Annotated in this window: 19 protein-coding genes; 11 read left to right on the plus strand and 8 right to left on the minus strand. The window is 65.2% G+C overall.

Annotation, left to right across the window (positions count from 1 at the left end; all coding sequences use genetic code 11):
- Positions 1-31 precede the first annotated feature (31 nt).
- The 6 genes from SMA01S_RS18530 to SMA01S_RS18555 all read right to left on the minus strand — a co-directional run bounded on the left by SMA01S_RS18530 (position 32) and on the right by SMA01S_RS18555 (position 7082).
- A complete protein-coding gene (locus tag SMA01S_RS18530) occupies positions 32-2593 on the minus strand; it encodes a TonB-dependent receptor (RefSeq protein ID WP_066825930.1) in 2562 nt (853 codons plus the stop codon).
- Between the two features lie 70 nt (positions 2594-2663).
- Positions 2664-2921, minus strand: a complete 258-nt coding sequence (locus SMA01S_RS18535) for a ribbon-helix-helix domain-containing protein (RefSeq protein WP_066825933.1) — start codon at positions 2919-2921, stop codon at positions 2664-2666.
- Positions 2922-3042: 121 nt separating this feature from the next.
- Positions 3043-4869, minus strand: coding sequence for a cobaltochelatase subunit CobT (gene cobT, locus SMA01S_RS18540; RefSeq protein ID WP_066825936.1), 1827 nt, complete (start codon positions 4867-4869; stop codon positions 3043-3045).
- Positions 4870-4879: 10 nt separating this feature from the next.
- The gene (gene cobS / locus SMA01S_RS18545) at positions 4880-5884 is read right to left on the minus strand and encodes a cobaltochelatase subunit CobS (RefSeq protein WP_066825939.1); all 1005 of its coding nucleotides are present in this window, start codon (positions 5882-5884) and stop codon (positions 4880-4882) included.
- Positions 5885-5994: 110 nt separating this feature from the next.
- Positions 5995-6456, minus strand: coding sequence for an SRPBCC family protein (locus SMA01S_RS18550; RefSeq protein WP_066825942.1), 462 nt, complete (start codon positions 6454-6456; stop codon positions 5995-5997).
- Between the two features lie 2 nt (positions 6457-6458).
- Positions 6459-7082 (minus strand): winged helix-turn-helix transcriptional regulator, encoded by a 624-nt coding sequence (locus tag SMA01S_RS18555; protein ID WP_245649333.1) that lies wholly within the window; start codon positions 7080-7082, stop codon positions 6459-6461.
- A 164-nt stretch (positions 7083-7246) separates the two neighbouring features.
- Between SMA01S_RS18555 and SMA01S_RS18560 the strand changes: the two genes are divergently transcribed.
- The 8 genes from SMA01S_RS18560 (at position 7247) to SMA01S_RS18595 (ending at position 12782) form a co-directional block, all read left to right on the plus strand.
- Positions 7247-7684, plus strand: a complete 438-nt coding sequence (locus SMA01S_RS18560; protein ID WP_157094031.1) for a VOC family protein — start codon at positions 7247-7249, stop codon at positions 7682-7684.
- Positions 7685-7851: 167 nt separating this feature from the next.
- Complete coding sequence (locus SMA01S_RS18565; protein WP_066825948.1) at positions 7852-8277, plus strand: DoxX family protein; 426 nt, start codon at positions 7852-7854, stop codon at positions 8275-8277.
- A 25-nt stretch (positions 8278-8302) separates the two neighbouring features.
- Positions 8303-9019 carry a DUF1428 domain-containing protein gene (locus SMA01S_RS25400; protein ID WP_084250427.1) on the plus strand — a complete coding sequence of 239 codons (717 nt, stop codon included), beginning with the start codon at positions 8303-8305 and terminating at the stop codon, positions 9017-9019.
- Between the two features lie 23 nt (positions 9020-9042).
- Positions 9043-9825, plus strand: a complete 783-nt coding sequence (locus SMA01S_RS18575; RefSeq protein ID WP_084250429.1) for a VOC family protein — start codon at positions 9043-9045, stop codon at positions 9823-9825.
- Positions 9822-10313, plus strand: coding sequence for a VOC family protein (locus SMA01S_RS18580; protein WP_066825952.1), 492 nt, complete (start codon positions 9822-9824; stop codon positions 10311-10313). The genes SMA01S_RS18575 and SMA01S_RS18580 overlap by 4 nt, the downstream gene beginning before the upstream one ends.
- Positions 10310-10780: an SRPBCC family protein gene (locus tag SMA01S_RS18585; RefSeq protein ID WP_066825955.1), complete on the plus strand. Its 471-nt coding sequence runs from the start codon at positions 10310-10312 to the stop codon at positions 10778-10780. Before SMA01S_RS18580 ends, SMA01S_RS18585 begins: the two co-directional genes overlap by 4 nt.
- Positions 10773-11435: a dihydrofolate reductase family protein gene (locus SMA01S_RS18590; protein ID WP_066825958.1), complete on the plus strand. Its 663-nt coding sequence runs from the start codon at positions 10773-10775 to the stop codon at positions 11433-11435. Before SMA01S_RS18585 ends, SMA01S_RS18590 begins: the two co-directional genes overlap by 8 nt.
- 63 nt (positions 11436-11498) lie before the next feature.
- Positions 11499-12782, plus strand: coding sequence for a phospholipid carrier-dependent glycosyltransferase (locus SMA01S_RS18595; protein WP_066825961.1), 1284 nt, complete (start codon positions 11499-11501; stop codon positions 12780-12782).
- 104 nt (positions 12783-12886) lie between these two features.
- Here SMA01S_RS18595 and SMA01S_RS18600 read toward each other — a convergent pair whose 3' ends face one another.
- Positions 12887-13345, minus strand: coding sequence for a nuclear transport factor 2 family protein (locus tag SMA01S_RS18600; protein ID WP_066825964.1), 459 nt, complete (start codon positions 13343-13345; stop codon positions 12887-12889).
- 91 nt (positions 13346-13436) lie between these two features.
- Entirely contained in the window at positions 13437-14333 is an 897-nt protein-coding gene (locus tag SMA01S_RS18605) for a LysR family transcriptional regulator (RefSeq protein ID WP_066825967.1), read from the minus strand.
- Positions 14334-14501: 168 nt separating this feature from the next.
- Between SMA01S_RS18605 and SMA01S_RS18610 the strand changes: the two genes are divergently transcribed.
- Genes SMA01S_RS18610 through SMA01S_RS18620 form a run of 3 tightly spaced genes read left to right on the plus strand, consistent with a single transcriptional unit; the run spans position 14502 to position 20212 of the window.
- Entirely contained in the window at positions 14502-17687 is a 3186-nt protein-coding gene (locus SMA01S_RS18610) for an efflux RND transporter permease subunit (protein WP_066825970.1), read from the plus strand.
- Positions 17680-18819 carry an efflux RND transporter periplasmic adaptor subunit gene (locus SMA01S_RS18615; protein ID WP_066825975.1) on the plus strand — a complete coding sequence of 380 codons (1140 nt, stop codon included), beginning with the start codon at positions 17680-17682 and terminating at the stop codon, positions 18817-18819. The genes SMA01S_RS18610 and SMA01S_RS18615 overlap by 8 nt, the downstream gene beginning before the upstream one ends.
- Entirely contained in the window at positions 18806-20212 is a 1407-nt protein-coding gene (locus SMA01S_RS18620) for an efflux transporter outer membrane subunit (RefSeq protein ID WP_066825977.1), read from the plus strand. Before SMA01S_RS18615 ends, SMA01S_RS18620 begins: the two co-directional genes overlap by 14 nt.
- The last annotated feature ends 80 nt before the right edge of the window (positions 20213-20292 follow it).

Here is a 20292-nt window from a genome sequence, read left to right on the forward strand (position 1 = left end):
GCACTGGCGACGGCGGAGGGGGATGCCGTCGTCAGAACTTGAACTCCACCGATCCGAACACCGTCCGCCCGGTGGCGATCGACGCATAGTGGCTGGTATAGACCTGGTCGAAATAGACCTTGTCGGTGAGGTTCTGCGCGTTGACGCTGAGCAGAATGTTATTGGTCAGCTTGTACGAGGCGCGCGCGTCGAACCGCCAATAAGACGGGATCATGCGATACAGCACCTTGGTCGCCGGCGTTACCGTCACGACACCGGCGGCGGTCTGGGTCGCCGCGCGGTTGTCGGCATAGCCGCCGAATTGCCGGTCCATGTAAAGCGCCCCGCCGCCGACCGAGAAGCGCTTGGTGACGTCGACCGTAGTCCAAGCAGTCAGCGAATGCTTCGCGGTTTGCGGTACTTGCTTGCCGTTGTTGACCGACGGGACGAGCACGGTGGTCGCCTTGGCCCCGCCAACCGCCGCCACCGCCAGCGAGGTGAACCCGCCATCGATGATCTTGGGGTCGAGATAGGTATAGCCGCCGAACACCGTCCAGCCGGGCAGGATCGTACCGTTGACGGTCAATTCCAGCCCGCGGATGCGCGTCTTGCCCAGGAACGAGGGCAGACCGTCATTACCCGTCACGCGCGCATTGGCGATATCGGTCTGGAAGAGGGCGAGGCCCAACCCCAGCCGTTCCTTGAACAGGCTCGCCTTGGCGCCGACCTCATAGGACTTGGTCTTCTGCACCTTGAGCGCGTCGAGGATCGCGAGGTTCGATCCGCTGGCCGAAGTCGGCAGCGCATTGTCCTCGCGGCCCTCGCCCAGCAACGTGTTGGGCGGGGTCGCGGCGGTCGCGTAGCTCGCATAGAGGCTGGTCTCAGGCGTCGGTTTGAACACCAGGCCCGCCTGCCAGTTGAACAATTCGTCAGTGCGGCCGAGCCTGAACGTCTGGGTCGCGGCATAGGCCTGACCCGGCGTGGTCACCGATTTGAAGCGATCGAACCGAGCGCCGAGGTTCAGGATCAGCTGCGGCGTCAAGGTGATCGAGTCGAAGCCATAGACGCTCACCGTATTGGCGTCGTTCTGGGTCTCTTCGAGCGGCAAGGATTTCACGATCGGCGACGGCGTGCTCGACGTGTCGCTCGCGTAATTGACCCAGGGATCATAGGGATTCGGGTTGAACAAGCTGGTGCAATAATAACGCGAGACCGTCGCCGTGTTGCAGCGCGGGCTGATCGTCGAGCCCGTCGATAGCGTTTCGACGCCGGAAGAATTGAGGAAGCCGCGGGTCACGAACGTACCGCGCCGCGCCTTTTCCCACGAAAACTCCGCGCCCACGGCGATGCTGTGCTTGATGCCGCCGGTATCGAATGTGCCATACAGATCGATCTGATCGGTCAGCGCGTCCGAATAGCTGTACCGCGTATTGGCACGGCGCCAGACATAGCCGCCGCTGACAAGGTCGCCGCGCGTGCCCGCCGCTCCGGTCGTCGGATTGGTCGGCGCCGTGCCGTAGACGTTACCGGTGCTGTCGTCGGGCAGCAGGAAGATATAGGCCTGCGTCGAATGCGACCAGCGCGCTGTGTTGCGGATGGTAAGCGTGGGCGACAGATCGTGTTCGAACCGGATCGTCGCCTGATCGGTGGTCGCGTCGCGGAAGTCGCGGTCGACCAGTCCGTAGAAAGTGCTGCGATCGACATAGCCGGTCTGGCCACCCGCGGTGGTGATCCGGCCAAGCGCGGGTTGGGTATAGATGTTGCCCGTGCCCGGCGCGTTGGCGATCGTGTAGAGATAGGGAATGCCGCTATCGGGCAGTTCGTGGCTTTCCAGCCGGTAATAGCTTGCGGTTAATCGCGTCGCCGTGCCGAGCCCGATCGTCAGCGACGGCGCGAAGCCCCAGCGCCTCGCCCAGATCGCGTCGCGGCCGGCGAAATCCTGATCGTGCCATAGCCCCTGGATGCGGAACGCGACGGTCGGCGTGATCGCGAGGTTGAGATCGGCGGTGACGCGCTTGTAATCGGCCTCGCCATAGCTTGCCGTGACGCTGCCGAACGTGCCGGCCTTGGGCAGTTTGGAGATGATGTTGATCGTCCCGCCCGCCGAGCCGCGCCCGCCCAGGGTCGAGTCCGAGCCACGGACGATCTGCACCGAGTCGATCGCGAACGTCTCGCGCGTCTGCGACGACAAATCGCGCACGCCGTCGACATAGATCGATCCCTGGCTGTCGAAACCGCGAATGAACGGACGGTCGCCGATCGGATTGCCGCCCTCGGCCGCGCCGAAGGTGATGCCCGGCACGGTACGCAGCGCATCCTGGAGCGAGGCCGATCCTGTTTCCTCGATCACTTTGCTCGGGATGACGACGATCGACTTGGGCGTATCGACCACGCGCGCCACGTCCTTGGGGCCGCTGGGTTCGGCGTCGGCCTTGATGAGCTGACCGTTGATGATGATGTCGTGGCGACGATCCTGATCGTCGCCATCGTCATTGGCGGGCGTCGGATCGGGCCCGTCGGCGGCGGACGCGGGATGCGCGGCGAAGGCGCCGACGCAGGACAAGGCTAGGAAAGCAGGCTGCGCGACGCGACGCGCGGGATTGTTGCGATTCACTCTTATCTCCCTTGTTGGGAGACGCGCTATTGAGAGTCGTTCGCAGTGTCAACGCTATTGAGAAAAATTCTCAACTACCCTTGTCCTGCGCCTCGCTTAACGCCCATGTCCGCAGCGCGCTAGCGAGGTTGGGCGGGTCATCGGCGAGAATCCGCAATGCGTCGATCTCGGCGACCAGCGCGGAGAGCGGCAAAGCGCGGACCTTCGCCGCGTCTTCGAGCGCTCGCCAGAATATGGGTTCGAGCGTGATCGAGGTTTCGTGCCCGGCGATGGTGATCGAGCGCTTGACGGGGCCGCGAAAGCCATCCGGAGGCGGGTCTATACTCAAGAAAGCCCCTCCCCTTCAGGGGAGGGGTTGGGGGTGGGGGAGTGCCACAGGAAAATCGCTTGAGGAGAGCCCCCACCCCAACCCCTCCCCTGAAGGGGAGGGGCTAAGCGGAAGCCCCCACTCAAGGCTTGTCGAATAAAGCCGCGAGCTGCTCGATGATCGCGCCGCCCAATTGCTCGGCGTCCATGATCGTCACCGCGCGCTCGTAATAGCGTGTCACGTCGTGGCCGATGCCGATGGCGACGAGTTCGACCGGCGAGCGGTTCTCGATCCAGTGGATCACCTGGCGCAGATGGCGTTCGAGATAGGAGCCGCTGTTCACCGACAAGGTCGAATCGTCGACCGGCGCGCCGTCGGAGATCACCATCATGATCTTGCGCTCCTCCGGCCGGCCGATCAGCCGCGCATGCGCCCAGAGCAGCGCCTCGCCGTCGATATTCTCCTTGAGCAGCCCTTCGCGCATCATCAGGCCCAGGCTGGGCTTGGCGCGGCGCCATGGCTCGTCGGCCTGTTTGTAGACGATGTGGCGGATGTCGTTGAGGCGCCCGGGCTGCGGGGGGCGTCCGGCGGCGAGCCAGCTCTCGCGCGCCTGCCCGCCTTTCCAGGCGCGCGTGGTGAAGCCGAGGATCTCGGTCTTGACGCCGCAGCGTTCGAGCGTGCGCGCCAGGATGTCGGCGCTGATCGCCGCGATCGAGATCGGCCGCCCGCGCATCGACCCCGAATTGTCGATCAGCAAGGTGACGACGGTGTCCTTGAACTCGGTGTCGCGCTCGATCTTGTAGCTCAGCGACTGCATCGGATTGATCACCACGCGCGCCAGCCGCGCGGCGTCGAGCAATCCTTCTTCCTGGTCGAAATCCCACGACCGGCTCTGCTGTGCCATCAGGCGGCGCTGAAGCCGGTTGGCGAGCTTGGTCACCGCACCTTGCAGATGGACCAATTGCTGATCGAGATACGAACGCAGCCGCGCCAATTCCTCAGCGTCGCATAGCTCGGTCGCCGCGATCACCTCGTCGTACTGCGTGGTCCACGCTTTGTAGTCGAATTGCGAGGACGGATCGGCGAACGGGCGATTGGGCCGGACGGGGAGCATCCCCTCCTCGCCCTCGTCGCCCGCCTCGCCATCGGCATCCTCGAACGATTCGTCGCCGGCCTCCGAGCCCTCGCCATCGTCGCTATCCGCCTCGGACTGTTCGCCCCGCGCCTCGACCTCGCCCTGGCCCTGCTCGCCCTGGTCGTCGCCTTCGTCGCCCTGATCCTGCTCCTCGTCGGTGCCCTCGTCGTCCGAGCCGCCGTCGTCGCTGTCCTCGGGAATCTGGTCACCTTCGACCAGTTCGAGGTCCTCGAGCAATTTGGTCGCCAGACTGGCGAACGCACGCTGGTCGTCGAGCGCGAGGCGGAGCGCGTCGAGATCGCCGCCGGCTTTCTCCTCGATCCAGTCGCGGACCAGGTCGAGCCCCTGCTGCGCCACCTCGGGCGCCGCCTGTCCGGTCAGCCGCTCGCGCACCAGCAATTGGATCGCGGTCGACAGCGGCACTTCATCGCGACTGCGCGCCCGTGTGATCGGGTCCGAGCGCAGGCGCATGTCGAGCGCGTGGTTGAGATTGGCCGAGATGCCGGCATAGCCGCGCGACCCCAGCGCCTCGACCCGCGCCGTCTCCGCCGCGTCGAACACCGCGCGCGCCACCGCATCGTGCGGCGCGTTCTTGAGGTGGAGTGCCGCGTTGTGGAGTTTCAGCCGCAGCGAGAAGGAATCGGCAAAGCCACGCGCCTCGGCGACCTGATCGGCCGGCAAGGTCCGCGCCGGCATCGGCACCTTGATATGCTTGCCCGACTGCGCCGGCGCGTCGGCGGTGAACGCGAGCTCGACCTCGGCCTCGTCGGCAAGCGCGCGCGACGCGCCGCCGAGCACGGCCTTGAAGCGATCGAGAGGAGTATCCTGCGCCACGCGCCTGCTGTTACGCCTTTCCGACCACGCTCTCGGGCAGATCGGCGCCGAACACGCGCTGGTAATATTCCGCCACCAATGCCCGCTCCGCCTCGTCGCACTTGTTGAGGAACGACAGGCGGAAGGCGAAGCCGACATCGTTGAAGATCAGCGCATTCTGCGCCCAGGTGATCACCGTACGCGGGCTCATCACGGTCGAAATATCGCCGTTGATGAAGCCCTTGCGGGTCAGGTCCGCGACGCGGACCATGTTGTCGACGACCTGCTTGCCGTCGGGCTTGTCATATTCGCCCGACTTGGCGAGCACGATCTGCGCCTCGACCGCGGCGGGCAGATAGTTGAGCGTGACGACGATGTTCCAGCGGTCCATCTGGCCCTGGTTGATCTGCTGCGTGCCATGATAGAGGCCGCTCGTATCGCCCAGGCCTACCGTGTTCGCGGTCGCGAACAGCCGGAAATAGGGGTTCGGGCGGATCACGCGGTTCTGGTCGAGCAGGGTCAGCTTGCCCTCGGTCTCGAGCACGCGCTGGATCACGAACATCACGTCGGGGCGGCCGGCATCATATTCGTCGAACACCAGAGCGGTCGGCGTCTGCAGCGCCCAGGGCAGCAGGCCTTCGCGGAATTCGGTGACCTGCTGGCCGTCCTTGAGCACGATCGCGTCGCGGCCGATCAGGTCGATGCGGCTGATATGCGCGTCGAGATTGATGCGGATGCACGGCCAGTTGAGCCGCGCCGCGACCTGTTCGATGTGAGTCGACTTGCCGGTGCCGTGATAGCCCTGGACCATCACGCGGCGATTGTGCGCGAAGCCCGCCAGGATTGCCAGCGTGGTGTCGGGATCGAACACATAGGCAGGATCGAGATCCGGCACGCGCTCGTCGGCCTCGCTGAACGCGGGCACTTCCATGTCGCTGTCGATGCCGAACAGGTCGCGGACCTTCCTCATCTGGTCGGGCGCGTCGAGCAGCGTCGTTTCACGGCTATCGGGCTGGATGTTGGGGATATCGGTCATCAGCTATTCCTTCGCGCGCCCTCCCTAGACGCGGGTATGTGGCCAAGTCGAGACGCGAATTGCAGACCCGATGTTCGAAGACTCGACGCTATCGGTCGCCTCCGCGCTGTCTATTCGACGAAAGCAGCAAGGTTGGAGAGGGTTGAGGCAAGCCCCTGCGCGTGATCCTCTGCGGAGATGCCATAAGGAACGTCGGAAGCGATGATCGTCACCTCGGTCCCGTCACCAACCGGGCGAAGCGCCCAGGTCATCGTCATCGTGCCGGCAAAGGCCGGATCGTCCGAGTCGAAATCGGCGGTCTGGACGATGCGCTCGCCGGGGATCAGTTCAACGAACCGCCCCTCGACGCGATCGGCGTCCGCGGAACTCTTGCCGGCGCCGGCGTGCGCGCCGCTATAGGTTAGCGTCAGGCGATACTGGCCGCCAGGCCGCGGATCGAACATGTCGAACTTCCCAGTCATGCCGCTCGGCGGCAGCCAGCGCACCTGCGCTTCGGCATCGACGAACGCGTCGTAGATCGCCTCGGGAGTGGCGCGGATGATCCGGCTGGCGATGTCGGTCCGCCCGGCCATGATCAATCCTCGGTCCATTTAGGCGGGAGCGGGAACAGAGTGACGAACCGCTCGGCGAGTGCGCGATCTCCTTCGACCGCGACCAGGCCCAATTTCTCGCCTTCCGCGATCGGCACGCCGCCATAGGTCAGCGCGGCAAATCCGCGCGGTGTCGACGTGAAGACGACATCGGCGTCAACCGGCTCGGTCCGCGTTACCTGAAAGCTGCTATTGGCGAGTTCGGTGGTGAAGACCTCATCGCCCAGCCGGAATCCGATCCTGGCGACCATTCCCGCCGAGCGTTCGGGCGACAACATGGTGCGGAACGACAACATCAACGACGCCGCCGACAAGGGCAGTGACGGATCGTGCGCTGGCGACCGCGTCGCCCAGCGGCCGAGCTCCTGGATCGCCGTCTCGCTTTCATAACCCCAGCGAGTCAGTTCGTAGATCTGGACCGAGGCGGGCGGCGGCAGCTTGCGCTTCTTGAGGATACCGGCGGCCTCCATCCCTTCGAGCCGCTGCGTCAGCACGTTAGCGCTGATTCCGTTGAGCGCGCCCTTGAGCTCGCCGAAGCGCCGGCCGCCGAACATCAGCTCGCGAACGATCAGCAACGACCAGCGTTCGCCGACCAATTCTAGCGCCATGGCGGTACCACAGGCATCGTCATACCACCGTTTTTCCGTGACTTTTTCTGATTTAGTCATTTTTTCTAACTTCATGGTTGTTTTTTGTAACTGAGTCGTTCATAAAAGTCAAGTCAGCCGATTCGCCAGCCCCCTTGGTGGTCCCGGCTCTAGGGAGAGAACAGATGACCAAGATGATTTTCGTGAACCTGCCCGTGGCCAACGTCGCCAAGGCGACTGCCTTCTACGAAGCGATCGGGTTCGAGAAGAATCCGCAGTTCAGCAACGAGCAGGCCTCTTGCATGGTCTGGTCCGACGCGATCCACGTGATGCTGCTCGGCCACGATTTCTACCGGACCTTCACGACCAAGGAGATCGCCGACACGCACAAGACCAGCGCCGCGCTGATCGCTTTGTCGCGCGACAGCCGCGAACAGGTCGACGCGATCACCGACGCAGCGATCGCCGCCGGCGGCCGCCAGACGCGCGACACCGACGACGCGGGCTTCATGTACAGCCGCCCGTTCGAGGACCTCGACGGCCACACGTTCGAGCCGATGTACATGGATATGGAAGCGTTCCCCGCCGCGATGACCGATCAGCAAGAGGGCGTCGCGGCCTGAGCGCCGCACCCCTCCCTCAAAGGAGATTTCCGATGCCCGAACGTTTCCGCCCCTGGATTGCCGGCCTTTTCTGGTTCGCCGTGACCGGCATCGTCATCCTCGACTATCCGGCGCTCGCCGGCATGCCGATCGTCGCGTGACCAACCACGAGCTTTAGGAGAGAATCCATGGCTACTAGCTATCAAGCCGCTTCGGCGGCGCCGACCCCGCGCGCCCTCCAGCTATGGACCGGCCGCATCCTGACCGCCCTGATCATCCTGTGCCTCGGTGCCGACGCCGCGGGCAAGCTGATCGCTCCGATGACGATGATCGCGCACAGCCCCCCGCTCGGGCTACCCGCCACGTCCGGCTTCTACCGGCTGCTGGGGGCAATCCTGGGCCTTGCTACTGCGCTCTACGCTTGGCAGCGCACGGCATTCCTCGGCGCGCTCCTGTTGACCGGCTATCTGGGCGGCGCCGTGGCGAGCCATTTGCGGGTCGGAAGCCCCTTGTTCGGCTACACCCTGTTCGGCGTCTATCTCGGGATCATGCTATGGGGTGAATTGTGGCTGCGCGACTCCCGCATCCGCGCATTGCTGCCCCTGAACCGTTGACCAAAACAACAAGAGGAGAGGCATCATGACCTATGTGCAGGGCTTCATCATTCCCGTGAAGGAAGGTGACAAGCAGAGCTATCTCGACATGGCGACAAAGGCAGCGCCGGTGTTCGCCGAATATGGCGCGACGGGGACCGTCGAATGCTGGGGCGACGACGTTCCCGACGGCAAGCGTACCGACATGAAGCGCGCGGTCCAGGCCGAGCCGGGCGAACATATCGTATTCTCCTGGGTCTGGTGGCCCGACAAGGCGACGTGCGACGCTGCCGCCGAGAAACTGATGGCCGATGAGCGGATGCAGCCGGATGGCGCGCTGCCGTTCAATCCGCAGCGCATGATCTATGGCGGCTATGAAGCATCGTATGATGGCGGCGATGGCGGCAGCTTCGGCTATGTCGACGGCGTCGTCGCGCCGACCTCGGTCGATAAACAGGCCTTCGCCGACCACGCCGCACGCATTTCCGCCTATTTCCTGAAGAGCGGCGCGACCCGCATCGTCGATGGCTGGGGGACCGACGTTCCCGACGGCAAGGTCACCGACTTCAAGCGCGCCGTCGCGGCCGAAGATGGCGAGACGGTGATCTTCGGCTGGGTCGAATGGCCCGACAAGCCGACCCGCGATGCCGCCTTTGCCGGGATGATGGACGATCCCGACGTCCAGGCCGCGCCGCCCGCATTCGACATGCAGCGCGCGATCTTCGGCGGCTTCGTGCCGATCCTGGATACCGATCACCCATAACGATCATCGACAGGAGAGAGATGATGGCTACCCGAACCGGAATGCCGATCTGGTATGAATTGATGACGACCGATGTCGACGCCGCCAAGCGTTTCTATGGCGATATCGTCGGCTGGACCACGACGACCTTTCCTTCCCCCGCGGGCGGCACGCCCTACAATATCCTGAACTATGGGGAGACCGGGGTAGGCGGGCTGATGGCGTTGCCCGAAGGCGCCCCGACCGGCCCGGGCTGGTTCGCCTATTTCCACGTCGCGGATGTCGATGCCGGCGTGGCGCAGACCGAACAAGCAGGCGGTAAGACGCACATGCCCGCGACCGACCTGCCCGGCGTCGGGCGGATCGCGATGCTCGCCGATCCGCAAGGGGTGGTCTTCTATTTGATGGCTCCGGATCCCACGATGGGCGATCAGGAGAGCACCAGCTTCTCGGCGACCTTGCCGGGACGCTGCAGCTGGAACGAACTCGTCACCAGCGATCAGAAGGCGGCTTTACCCTTCTATTCCTCGTTGCTCGGCTGGACCTCCAAGGAGGCGATGCCGATGGGCGAGATGGGCGATTACACCTTCATCGACTGCGGCGACGTACGGATCGGCGCGATGATGGATCGCGCGAGCCCCGACCAGCCGCTCAAATGGACCTTCTATTTCGCCATCCCCGATGTCGATGCCGCGGTCGACAAGGTGAAGGCCGGCGGCGGCAATGTCATCATGGGACCGATGGACGTCCCCGGCGGCCAGCGCATCATCCTGGCGGTCGACCCCCAGGGCGCATCGGTTGGTTTCGTTTCAGGAGAACGGCAATGAGCAAGATCACGACCTGCCTGTGGTTCGACCACGGCAAAGCCCGCGAAGCAGCTGAATTCTATGCCGCGACGTTTCCCGACAGCCATGTTGGAAGCCCGCATGCAGCAGCAACCGATTTCCCCGGCGGCAAGCAAGGCGACGAGTTGACCGTCGAGTTCACTGTCCTCGGCCAGTCGTTCGTCGGGCTGAACGGCGGCCCGATGTTCACCCCCAATGAGGCGGTCAGCTTCCAGGTGTTCACCGACAATCAGGAGGAAACCGACCGCTATTGGAACGCGATCGTCGATAATGGCGGCACCGAGAGCATGTGCAGCTGGTGCAAGGATCGCTGGGGCTTTTCGTGGCAGATCGTCCCGCGTGCGCTGATGGCGGGGATGAGCGATCCCGACCGCGCCGCCGCCAAGCGCGTGATGGACGCGATGATGCAGATGAAGAAGATCGACATCGCGACGATCGAACGCGCTCGCGCCGGGGAGCCGGTGGCATGAGCGGCGCCGAATACGAACTGTCGATCGAACGCCTGATCGACGCGCCGGTCGAGGCGGTGTGGAAGGCCTATACCGACCATCTGCCTGAATGGTTCTGCCCCAAGCCTTGGCGCGCCGAGGTGGTGGCGATGGACCTGCGCGCCGGCGGGCGGGCGTCGACCATCATGCACGGCCCCAATGGCGAGACGATGCCCAACGAAGGTATCTATCTTGAGGTCGACCCGATGCGGAAGATCGTCTTCACTGACGCCTTCCGCGAAGGCTGGATCCCGCAGGGGCCATTCATGGTCGGGTTCTTCGAATATACGCCCGAAGGCGACAAGACACGCTTTCGCGCCGGGGCACGCCACTGGACCAAGGAAGCGTTCGAGCAGCACCAGGCGATGGGGTTCGAGCAAGGCTGGTCGGTGATGGCCGAACAGCTCGAGGAGGTCGCCAAGGGTCTGACGGAGAAGGCCGATGCGTAAAATTGTCGGCACCGTCTTCGTCTCGCTCGATGGTGTGATGCAGGCACCGGGCGGGGTGAACGAGGATATTACCGGCGGCTTCGCGCATGGCGGTTGGCAGTTCAAATTCCCCGACCCTGCGGCCGACGCGACGCTGGGCGCCACGTTCGACGGCTATGACCTGCTGCTCGGGCGGAGGACGTACGACATCTTCGCCGCTTACTGGCCCTATGTCGAAGGCGAGGAAGCCAAATTGGGCGAGACCTTCACGAACGCCGGCAAATATGTCCTGACGCGCGGCGATCAGCCGCTCGAATGGGAAAACAGCCACCGGTTGAAGAGCATGGACGATGTCGCCGCCTTGAAGGAGGGCGACGGCCCCGATCTGATGATCTGGGGGTCGAGCGAAGTCTATCCCGGCCTGTTGTCGGCCGGACTGCTCGATCGGCTGACGGTGATGATCTACCCCCTGACCCTGGGCGACGGCAAAAAGCTGTTTGGCGACGGCACGCCCGCGGGCGCCTTGAGGATGGTCGATCACCAGGTCACGCCGTCCGGCACCATCATCGCGACCTACGAACCCGCCGGTCCGATCCCCGAAGGCGCCTCGGTGCCGCCGATAGCTACCGCGCGCGAGGCGGAGCGGCAGCGCCGGATGCAGGAAGGGACGTGGTGATCCGCTCCTAACCGGACTAAATTGCCGTCGCCGAAGCGCGAACGGCACGCTAAGCGGGCGGGGATGCATGGTCGTCCCCGCCCGTTTCTCGTCGCGATCCTGATCGGGCTGGCCGCGGAGGCGCTGTTCCTGTGGGGCGTCACGATCCCCAGCAAGATCGTGTTCGATGAGATCCATTACGTCCCTGCGGCGCGCGCGTTGTTGGCGCTATCGGGTCCAGTCAACACCGAACACCCGTTGCTCGCCAAGGAGTTCATCGCGGTGGGGATCGCGCTGTTCGGCGACAACAGCCTCGGCTGGCGCTTCTTCTCGACGATCGCCGGCGCGGCAACGGTGATGGGCGTGTTCGCTATCCTGTGGCTGCTCTATCGCCGGATGCGTCCGGCAGTGATGGGCGCGATCTTCGCGCTGCTCAACTTCACCATCTATATCGAGGCGCGGATCGCGATGATCGATCCGTTCCTGGCCGCGTTCACGATCTGGGGAATCGCGGCGATGCTGTGGGCGATGCGCGCGCCGCCGAGCAAGGCATGGCCGCGCTTGATCCTGTCGGCGGTGTTGTTCGGACTCGCGGTGGGCGCGAAATGGGCAGCGGTGCCGTATGTCGCCGGCGCCGGGATCGCCTTCCTGATCGTGCGCTGGCGCGATACGGTCAGGGCGCGGCGCCCACTCGCCGCGATGCTCTCGGGCAGGAACCAGCCGCATTGGCCCGGGCTTCCCGCCATTCCCGCGCTCCTGACGTTCGGGCTGGTGGCGATCGCGACCTATTTCCTGACCTTTGCGCCGGCCTTCTTCTATCGCGACCAGCCACTGACGCTCGCCGGCCTGCTGCCGTTCCAGGAGCTGATGTACAGCCAGCAGACGCAAGTGCTGCCGCACCACACCTATCAATCGAGCTGGTGGACCTGGCCGCTGATCATCCGTCCGATCTGGTATTTCTACGAGCCATCGGACGGCGCGATGCGCGGCATCCTGATGATCGGCAATCCGGTGATCCTGTGGGGCGGGTTGCTGGCGGTGCTGGCGTGCCTGTGGGGCTGGCTGAGGTCGCGCGATCCGCGGCTGCTGTTCGCCGCGTCGCTCTGGATGGCGAGCTACCTGATCTGGGCGATCATCCCCAAATCGCTGGGCTTCTTCTATTATTACTTCCTGCCCTCGATCTTCCTGTGCATCGCGCTGGCCGCCGCGTTCGACCATTTCGGCAAGGGCAAGTTCGAACATTGGGACGAGGGTTTCGCTATCCTGGCGTTCGGGATAGCGGTCTATTTCCTCCCGATCATCTCGGCTGCGGCACTGCCGGGGGAGCAGGCCTTCCTGCACTGGATGTGGTTCTCTACTTGGCCCTAGCGGAATAGCAGATTGCTATTCCGCGCCCGAGGGACAAGTCGGCCGGCGGCGCGCAGCGCCGACCGACGGCGCGGATTTACTCCGCGCCGACTTCACCCCTCCAGCTACTTCACCGCATTCGCTTGCGTGAACACCACTCGCCACCGCCCGCCGCGTTTCGCCCAGACGTCGACGAACCGTGCGTGCACCGCGATTGGCTTGCCCCGATCGAACCCCCTGGCATCGACCATCCCGCCGAGCACGGCACCGTCCGACCACACACGGCGGACCTTCAACGAGAGCGCGACATAGCTGGTCCTGCTGCCCGGCGCGGTCGCCCCGGCGATATATTGCGCCTTGGTCTGGTTCTTCCCGCTCGACCCCGCCAGGATATAATCGTCGGCGAGCAGCCGTTCGAGCTCAGCGCGGTCGGCTTTGAATTGCGCGAGGTCGTAGGCGGTCGCCGCGGCGGCAAGGTCGCGCGGCAACCCGCGATAATCGGCGCCTTGCGGCCCGGTCTGCGCCGGTGCCGCGGCCACAGTCAGTGTCACAGACGTGCCGATGATCCAGATTGCCGATCGCATGATGTCACTCCCGAGCAATGTACGTGCAAGGGTAGTCCGATGGCGCGCTGCGGCAATGACCCGCGAGGTCAAGCCTCGACACGGCGCCCGGTCACGCCTCCATCGCGCTCGCCGGACGGGTCAGTACCTGGAGGAAATTGCGACACGGCAGCGTCAGGTCGGCGGCGTGATGGACCAGCCAGAGCATCATCGTCACGCCGGTCAGCGGGCGGTAGGCCAATGCCGCCGATTGCAGATTGCATAGGGATTCCGCCAGCACCATCACGCCGATCCCGGCCGCGGTCAGCCCGAACAGAGTCGACACGTCGCTCACCACCTGCGCGACATTGGGCTCGACGCCGCGTTCGCGCATCAACGCCATCAACTCGCCGGTGAACAGGCTGCGCTCGGTCGAGTAGAAGACCATCGGCTCGCCGGTCAGGTCGACGAGATCGACCGTTTCCTGCGCCGCCAGCCGATGATCGGGCGGCACGCCGACGAACAATCGCTCGCGAAGGAAAGGCTGCGCGATCAGGTCGCGCGGCAGGACGGGTTTCTCTCGGCTGCGCATGAAGCCGATGTCGAGCAGGCGATCGTCGATATCCTCGACCTGGGCGCGGCCCGATGCCTCGCGCAGGACGAGCTTCACTTCGGGATAGAGGCCGCGGAACTCGGCGATCGCCCGCGCGATCTCCGGAATGAAGGGCGCCGAGGCGTTGAACCCGATCGCCAGTTCGCCAAGTTCGCCGCGCGCCGCGCCGCGGGCGACCGCCATGGCGTGCTCGGCCTGGCGCAATGTCGCCCGTGCGGCGTCGAGGAACAGCTTGCCGGCGGGAGTCAGCGTGACGCTGCGGCTGGTGCGATCGAGCAAGCGCACTTGCAGTTCGTCTTCCAATGCCCGGATTTGCTGGCTGAGCGGCGGCTGCGAAATGCCGAGGTGCTTCGCCGCACGTGCGAAGTGCAGATCCTCCGCGACGCGAACGAAGTAGCGCAGGTGACGTAACTCCATGATTGAGACATAATTAATATCAATCATGCCGTAAACAATATTGGACAGTCGCGGTTGCCGCGCCCACTTCGCCGCAACGCAGCACCGGCTTGTCACCGGTGCCATCACAAGATCGCCGAACGGTGCTCCCCCCGCCCCGCTACCGGCAATCGAGCATGGGAATCGCCGATGATCGGAATCGTCCGCATAGCGCTGACGCGACCGCTGACCTTCGTGGTCATGGCCATTCTGATCGCGCTGATCGGCGTGCTGACGGCGATCCGGACCCCGGTCGACATCTTCCCCAATATCCGCGTGCCGGTGATCGCCGTCGCCTGGCAATATAGCGGCCTGCCGCCCGACCAGATGTCGGGGCGCATCATCACGCCGTTCGAACGTGTGCTGACGACGACGGTCAACGATATCGATCATATCGAGAGCCAGTCGATGCCCGGCATCGGCGTGACCAAGATCTATTTCCAGCCGGGCGCCGATATCCGCACCGCCACCGCACAGGTGACCAGCGTGTCGCAAACCGTGCTCAAGCAGCTGCCGCCGGGGGTCACCCCGCCGCTGATCCTGAACTACAACGCCTCCACCGTGCCGATCCTGCAGCTCGCTTTGTCGGGCAAGGGTCTGTCCGAGGGCAAGATGTTCGACCTGGCGCAGAACCAGGTCCGCCCGGGCCTGGTGACGGTGCCGGGCGCGGCCATCCCCTATCCATCGGGCGGGCGTCAGCGCCAGATTCAGGTCGATCTCGATCCCGCCGCGCTGCAATCCAAGGGCCTGTCGGCGCAGGATGTCGGCAACGCCATCGCCGCGCAGAACCAGATCAATCCGGTCGGTTTCGCCAAGATCGGCAGTTTCCAATACAGCGTCGCGCTCAACAACGCGCCGGGCTCGGTCGAGGAACTCAACAACCTGCCGGTCAAAGTGGTCAACGGCGCCACCATCTATATGCGCGACGTCGCACATGTCCGCGACGGATCGGCGCCGCAGACCAATGTCGTCCATGTCGACGGGTCGCGATCGGTGCTGATCACCGTGCTCAAGAACGGTGCCACGTCGACGCTGGCGATCGTCCAGGGAATCAAGGACGCGCTGCCCAACATCCAGGCGACATTGCCCGGCGCGCTCAAGATCGTGCCGATCGGGGACCAGTCGCTGTTCGTCAAGGCGGCGGTCGAAGGCGTCATCAAGGAAGGCGCGATAGCGGCCGCGCTCACCTCGGTGATGATCCTGCTGTTCCTGGGCTCTTGGCGATCGACCGTGATCATCGCGATCTCGATCCCGCTGGCGATCCTGGGGGCGATCATCGCCTTGTCGGCGACCGGCAACACGCTCAACATCATGACCCTGGGCGGCCTGAGCCTCGCGGTCGGCATCCTGGTCGACGACGCCACCGTGACGATCGAGAACATCAACTGGCACCTCGAACAGGGCAAGCCGGTGTTCACCTCGATCATGGACGGCGCGGCGCAGATCGTGACCCCGGCATTCGTCTCGTTGCTGTGCATCTGCATCGTGTTCGTGCCGATGTTCTTCCTGCCCGGCGTCGCCGGCTTCCTGTTCGTGCCGATGGCGCTCGCCGTGGTGTTCGCGATGATCATGTCGTTCATCCTGTCGCGCACGCTCGTGCCGACGATGGCGAACTATCTGCTGAAGCCGCACGCCGGCGACGTGCATGCGGCCGGGACAGCGGCCTCGCGCAACCCGCTGGTCCGCTTCCAGCGCGGATTCGAGCAGCGCTTCGAACGGTTCCGCAAAAGCTATGGCGCCATGCTCGAACGCGCGCTCGCGACGCCGCGGCCGTTCGTCATCGGCTTCCTGGCGTGCGTCGCCTTGTCTTTCCTGCTGGTGCCGTTCCTGGGCGAGAATTTCTTTCCGTCGGTCGATGCCGGACAGATGGCGCTCCATGTCCGCGCGCCGGTCGGATCGCGGATCGAGGATACGTCGGCGCAGTTCGACCGGATCGAGCAGCGCATCCGTCAGATCATTCCGGCCGACGAGTTGGTCTCGGTAGTCGACAATATCGGCCTGCCGGTCAGCTCGATCAACACGACCTACAACAATTCGGGCACGGTGGGACCGCAGGACGGCGACATCCTGATCCAGCTGACCAAGGACCACCGGCCGACCGACGAATATGTCCGGATGCTGCGCGAGCAATTGCCGCACGATTTCCCCGGCTCGACCTTCTCGTTCCTGCCCGCCGACATCACTAGCCAGATCCTGAACTTCGGCGCCCCCGCCCCGATCGACATCGCGATCTCCGGCAAGGACGGCGACGGCAATGCCGCCTTCGCACGCGAGGTACTGCGCCGGATCACCGCGATCCCCGGCGTCGCCGACGCCCGCATCCAGCAATCGGCGCGCTATCCGCAGCTCGACGTGAACGTGGACCGCAGCCGGATCGGCCAATATGGCCTGACCGAGCGCGACGTGACCAATAGCCTTGGCAGTTCGCTCGCCGGCACCTCGCAGACCGCACCGGTCTATTTCCTCGATCCGGCAAGCGGCGTCTCCTACCCGGTGGTGGCGCAGACGCCCGAATATCAGGTCGGGTCGATCAGCGACCTCGCCAATGTGCCGGTATCGGCCGCGGGTGCGAGCAGCCAGATCGTCGGCGGCATCGCCACGATCGGCCGCTCCTACGCGCCGACAGTGGTATCGCACTATAATATCGCGCCGGTGGTGAACGTCTTCGCGACCACCAACGGGCGCGATCTCGGCGCGGTCGCCGGCGATATCAATCGCGTGCTCAAGGATATGAAGGCAAAGGCGCCGAAGGGCACGACCGTCACGCTGCGCGGCCAATATGCGACGATGAATGCCGCATTCTCAGGCCTCGGCTTCGGCCTGCTCGGCGCGATCGTGCTGATCTACCTGCTGATCGTGGTGAACTTCCAGTCGTGGCTCGACCCGTTCGTGATCGTCACCGCTCTGCCCGGCGCGCTTGCCGGTATCGTCTGGATGCTGTTCGCGACCGGTACCACCTTGTCGGTCCCGGCGCTGACCGGCGCGATCATGTGCATGGGCGTCGCCACCGCCAACTCGATCCTGGTCGTCAGCTTCGCGCGCGAGCGACTGGCGGAACTGGGCGACGCGACCGCGGCGGCGCTCGACGCCGGCCTGGTCCGCTTCCGGCCCGTGCTGATGACCGCGCTGGCGATGATCATCGGCATGTTGCCGATGGCGCTCGGCCTGGGCGAAGGCGGCGAGCAGAACGCCCCGCTCGGCCGCGCGGTGATCGGCGGCCTGATCGTCGCGACCTTCGCTACCCTGATGTTCGTCCCCGTAATCTTCAGCCTCGTCCATCGGCGCAAAGCCGAAAAGACGGACGCGGCCCCCAAGCTGGAGGAAGCCTATGCCTGACGGCGACGGCCCCAATCTAAAACGTACCGGCATCATCGCCGCGGTCGCCGCGATCGCGGTGGTCGGAATCGGGATCGGCACGCGCGTCCATTCGCAAGCGCAGCTCGCCACCTGGACGCACGACCAGTCGACCCCGACGGTCAGCGTGATCCATGCCAAGCCGAGCGCCGCGACGACTGCCTTGACGCTCCCGGCCACGCTGCAGGCGCTGCAGAGCGCGCCAATCTATGCGCGGACCAGCGGCTATGTCCGCAAATGGTATGTCGATATCGGCGACCCGGTCCGCCCCGGCCAGCTGCTCGCGGTGATCGACGCGCCCGAGGTGGACCAGCAGCTCGCCGCCGCGCGTGCCGATCTGCAGACAGCGCGCGCCAACCAGCAACTTGCGGCGACCACCGCGACGCGCTGGCAGACGATGCTGGGCAAGGATGCGGTGTCGAAGCAGGAAACCGACGAGAAGGTCGGCGATCTCGCCGCCAAATCGGCGGTCGCCAACGCGGCACGCGCCAATGTCGGCCGACTGCAATATCAACAGGGTTTCACCCGGCTGACCGCGCCGTTCGCGGGCGTGGTGACGACGCGCTCGACCGATATCGGTGCGCTCGTCACCGCGGGCAGCGCCGCCAGCGCGCCGCTATTCACCGTGTCGGACGTCAGCAAGATCCGCGCCTTCGTAAAGGTGCCTCAGGCTTATTCGGCGCAGGTCCATCCCGGGATGGAAATCCAGCTGAGTCTGCCGGAATATCCGGGCCGGGCGTTCAAGGCGGTGATGACGCGATCGGCCGGTGCCGTCGACACCAGTTCGGGCACCGTCTTGGTCGAATTGCTCGCCGACAATGGCGACCGCGCGCTGAAACCGGGCGCCTATTCGCAGGCGACCTTCCCGATCGGCGGCGCGGGCAATGCCGTCGAGCTTCCCTCCAGCGCGATGATCATCGGCAAGAACGGCACCCAGGTCGCCGTCCTCGACGCCAGCGGCAAGGTACAGCTCAAAACGGTGACCATCGGCCGCGATTTGGGCGACCGCGTCCAGATCAGCGCCGGGCTGACGCCCGCCGACCAGGTGATCGACAATCCGCCCGACTCGATCCAGTCGGGCGACAAGGTGCAGGTCGCACGTGGTGGCAAATAAGCGTCTTCTCGCGCTCTCGCTGGCATTGCTTGGCGGGTGCTCGCTGGCGCCGACCTATCAGCGCCCGGCGATCAGCACGCCTGCTGCCTTCAAGGCAGCGCCCTGGCAGCCGGCCGGCAGCAATGTCGCCCCGTCCGGCAAATGGTGGGAAGCGTTCGGCGACCCTGCGCTGACGGCACTCGAGGAACGGATCGACAAGGGCAATTTCGACCTCGCCGCCGCGTCCGCCCGCTATCAGCAGGCATTGGGCGCGGCGCGTCAGGCGCGTGGCGACCTGTTCCCGCAAGTCGGCGCATCGACCAGCATCGAGCGCCAGCGCCAGTCGGCGAACCGCCCCAATAGCCCCGGCACGCCCAGCACCTTCACCGACAAGGCGATCGGCGCCTCGCTCTCCTACGAACTCGACCTGTTCGGTCAGGTGCGCAACCGTGTCGCCGCCGGCGACGCCTCGGCCAAGGCCGCGGCGTTCGATGTCGACGGTATCCGGTTGGGCCTGCAGACCCAGCTCGCCTCGACCTATTTCGATTTGCGAGGGCTCGACGCGCGGATCACGCTGCTCAAGCAGACGGTCGCGTCCTATCAGCGCGCCTTCGACCTCACCGATACGCGCCATTCGGGCGGGATCGCCTCGGGGATCGATGTCAGCCGCGCGCAGACGCAGTTATCGAGCGCCAAGTCCGAATTGTCGACCGTCGAGATCGACCGCGCGCAGGACGAGCATGCCATCGCGGTATTGGTTGGCGAAGCGCCGGAAACCTTTACCATCCCCGTCGCCGACCAGCAGCTGCGGCCGCCCATAATCGCCGCCGGCCTGCCCTCGACCCTGCTCGAACGACGCCCCGACATAGCCGCCGCCGAGCGCCGCGTCGCCGCCGCCAATGCCGAAATCGGCGTCGCGAAGGCTGCATTGTTTCCCAACATCACCTTGGGCGGAGCGGCCGGCTATGAGGCAGCGGGCGGCAGCTGGCTGAGTGCGCCGAGCACTTTCTGGGCGCTGGGGCCGTTAGAGGCGGTATTGTCGATCTTCGACGGCGGAAAACGCCGCGCCGGGGTCAAGATCGCCCGCGCGCAATATGACGAAGCCGCGGCCAATTACCGCCAGACCGTGCTGACGGCGTTCCGCGAGGTCGAGGACGATCTCGCGGCGCAGCGCTTGCTGATCGCGGGCGAAGCGGACCAGGCGGAGGCGACGCGCGCGGCGGAGCGGACGCGCGATCTCGCTTTGACCCGGTATCACGACGGAGCGTCGGACTATCTCGAGGTCGTGCTCGCACAGACGGCGGCGTTGGATGCCGAGCGGAGTCTGCTGCAGCTGCGCGCGCGGCAATTGCAGGTGGCGAGCGATACGTTCCGGGCGTTGGGCGGGGGATTGGGGACTAGCGCTTCGCGTTGATCCTCAGGCGTCTGGCGCAAAGTGAATTCGCGCCGTCGGTCGGAGCTGCGCTCCGCCGCCCGGCTCGGCGCCGAGCCGCG

It is taken from the genome of Sphingomonas mali NBRC 15500, assembly GCF_001598415.1.
Lineage (GTDB): Bacteria > Pseudomonadota > Alphaproteobacteria > Sphingomonadales > Sphingomonadaceae > Sphingomonas > Sphingomonas mali.

Coding starts and splice junctions, on each gene's coding strand:
- SMA01S_RS18585 (WP_066825955.1), top strand. CDS start 10,310: ATGAGCGGCGCCGAATACGAACTGTCGATCGAACGCCTGATCGACGCG.
- SMA01S_RS18580 (WP_066825952.1), top strand. CDS start 9,822: ATGAGCAAGATCACGACCTGCCTGTGGTTCGACCACGGCAAAGCCCGC.
- SMA01S_RS18575 (WP_084250429.1), top strand. CDS start 9,043: ATGGCTACCCGAACCGGAATGCCGATCTGGTATGAATTGATGACGACC.
- SMA01S_RS18590 (WP_066825958.1), top strand. CDS start 10,773: ATGCGTAAAATTGTCGGCACCGTCTTCGTCTCGCTCGATGGTGTGATG.
- SMA01S_RS18560 (WP_157094031.1), top strand. CDS start 7,247: ATGACCAAGATGATTTTCGTGAACCTGCCCGTGGCCAACGTCGCCAAG.
- SMA01S_RS18565 (WP_066825948.1), top strand. CDS start 7,852: ATGGCTACTAGCTATCAAGCCGCTTCGGCGGCGCCGACCCCGCGCGCC.
- SMA01S_RS18550 (WP_066825942.1), bottom strand. CDS start 6,456: ATGGCCGGGCGGACCGACATCGCCAGCCGGATCATCCGCGCCACTCCC.
- SMA01S_RS18555 (WP_245649333.1), bottom strand. CDS start 7,082: ATGGCGCTAGAATTGGTCGGCGAACGCTGGTCGTTGCTGATCGTTCGC.
- SMA01S_RS18595 (WP_066825961.1), top strand. CDS start 11,499: ATGCATGGTCGTCCCCGCCCGTTTCTCGTCGCGATCCTGATCGGGCTG.
- SMA01S_RS18600 (WP_066825964.1), bottom strand. CDS start 13,345: ATGCGATCGGCAATCTGGATCATCGGCACGTCTGTGACACTGACTGTG.
- SMA01S_RS18605 (WP_066825967.1), bottom strand. CDS start 14,333: ATGGAGTTACGTCACCTGCGCTACTTCGTTCGCGTCGCGGAGGATCTG.
- cobS (WP_066825939.1), bottom strand. CDS start 5,884: ATGACCGATATCCCCAACATCCAGCCCGATAGCCGTGAAACGACGCTG.
- SMA01S_RS25400 (WP_084250427.1), top strand. CDS start 8,303: ATGACCTATGTGCAGGGCTTCATCATTCCCGTGAAGGAAGGTGACAAG.
- SMA01S_RS18615 (WP_066825975.1), top strand. CDS start 17,680: ATGCCTGACGGCGACGGCCCCAATCTAAAACGTACCGGCATCATCGCC.
- SMA01S_RS18610 (WP_066825970.1), top strand. CDS start 14,502: ATGATCGGAATCGTCCGCATAGCGCTGACGCGACCGCTGACCTTCGTG.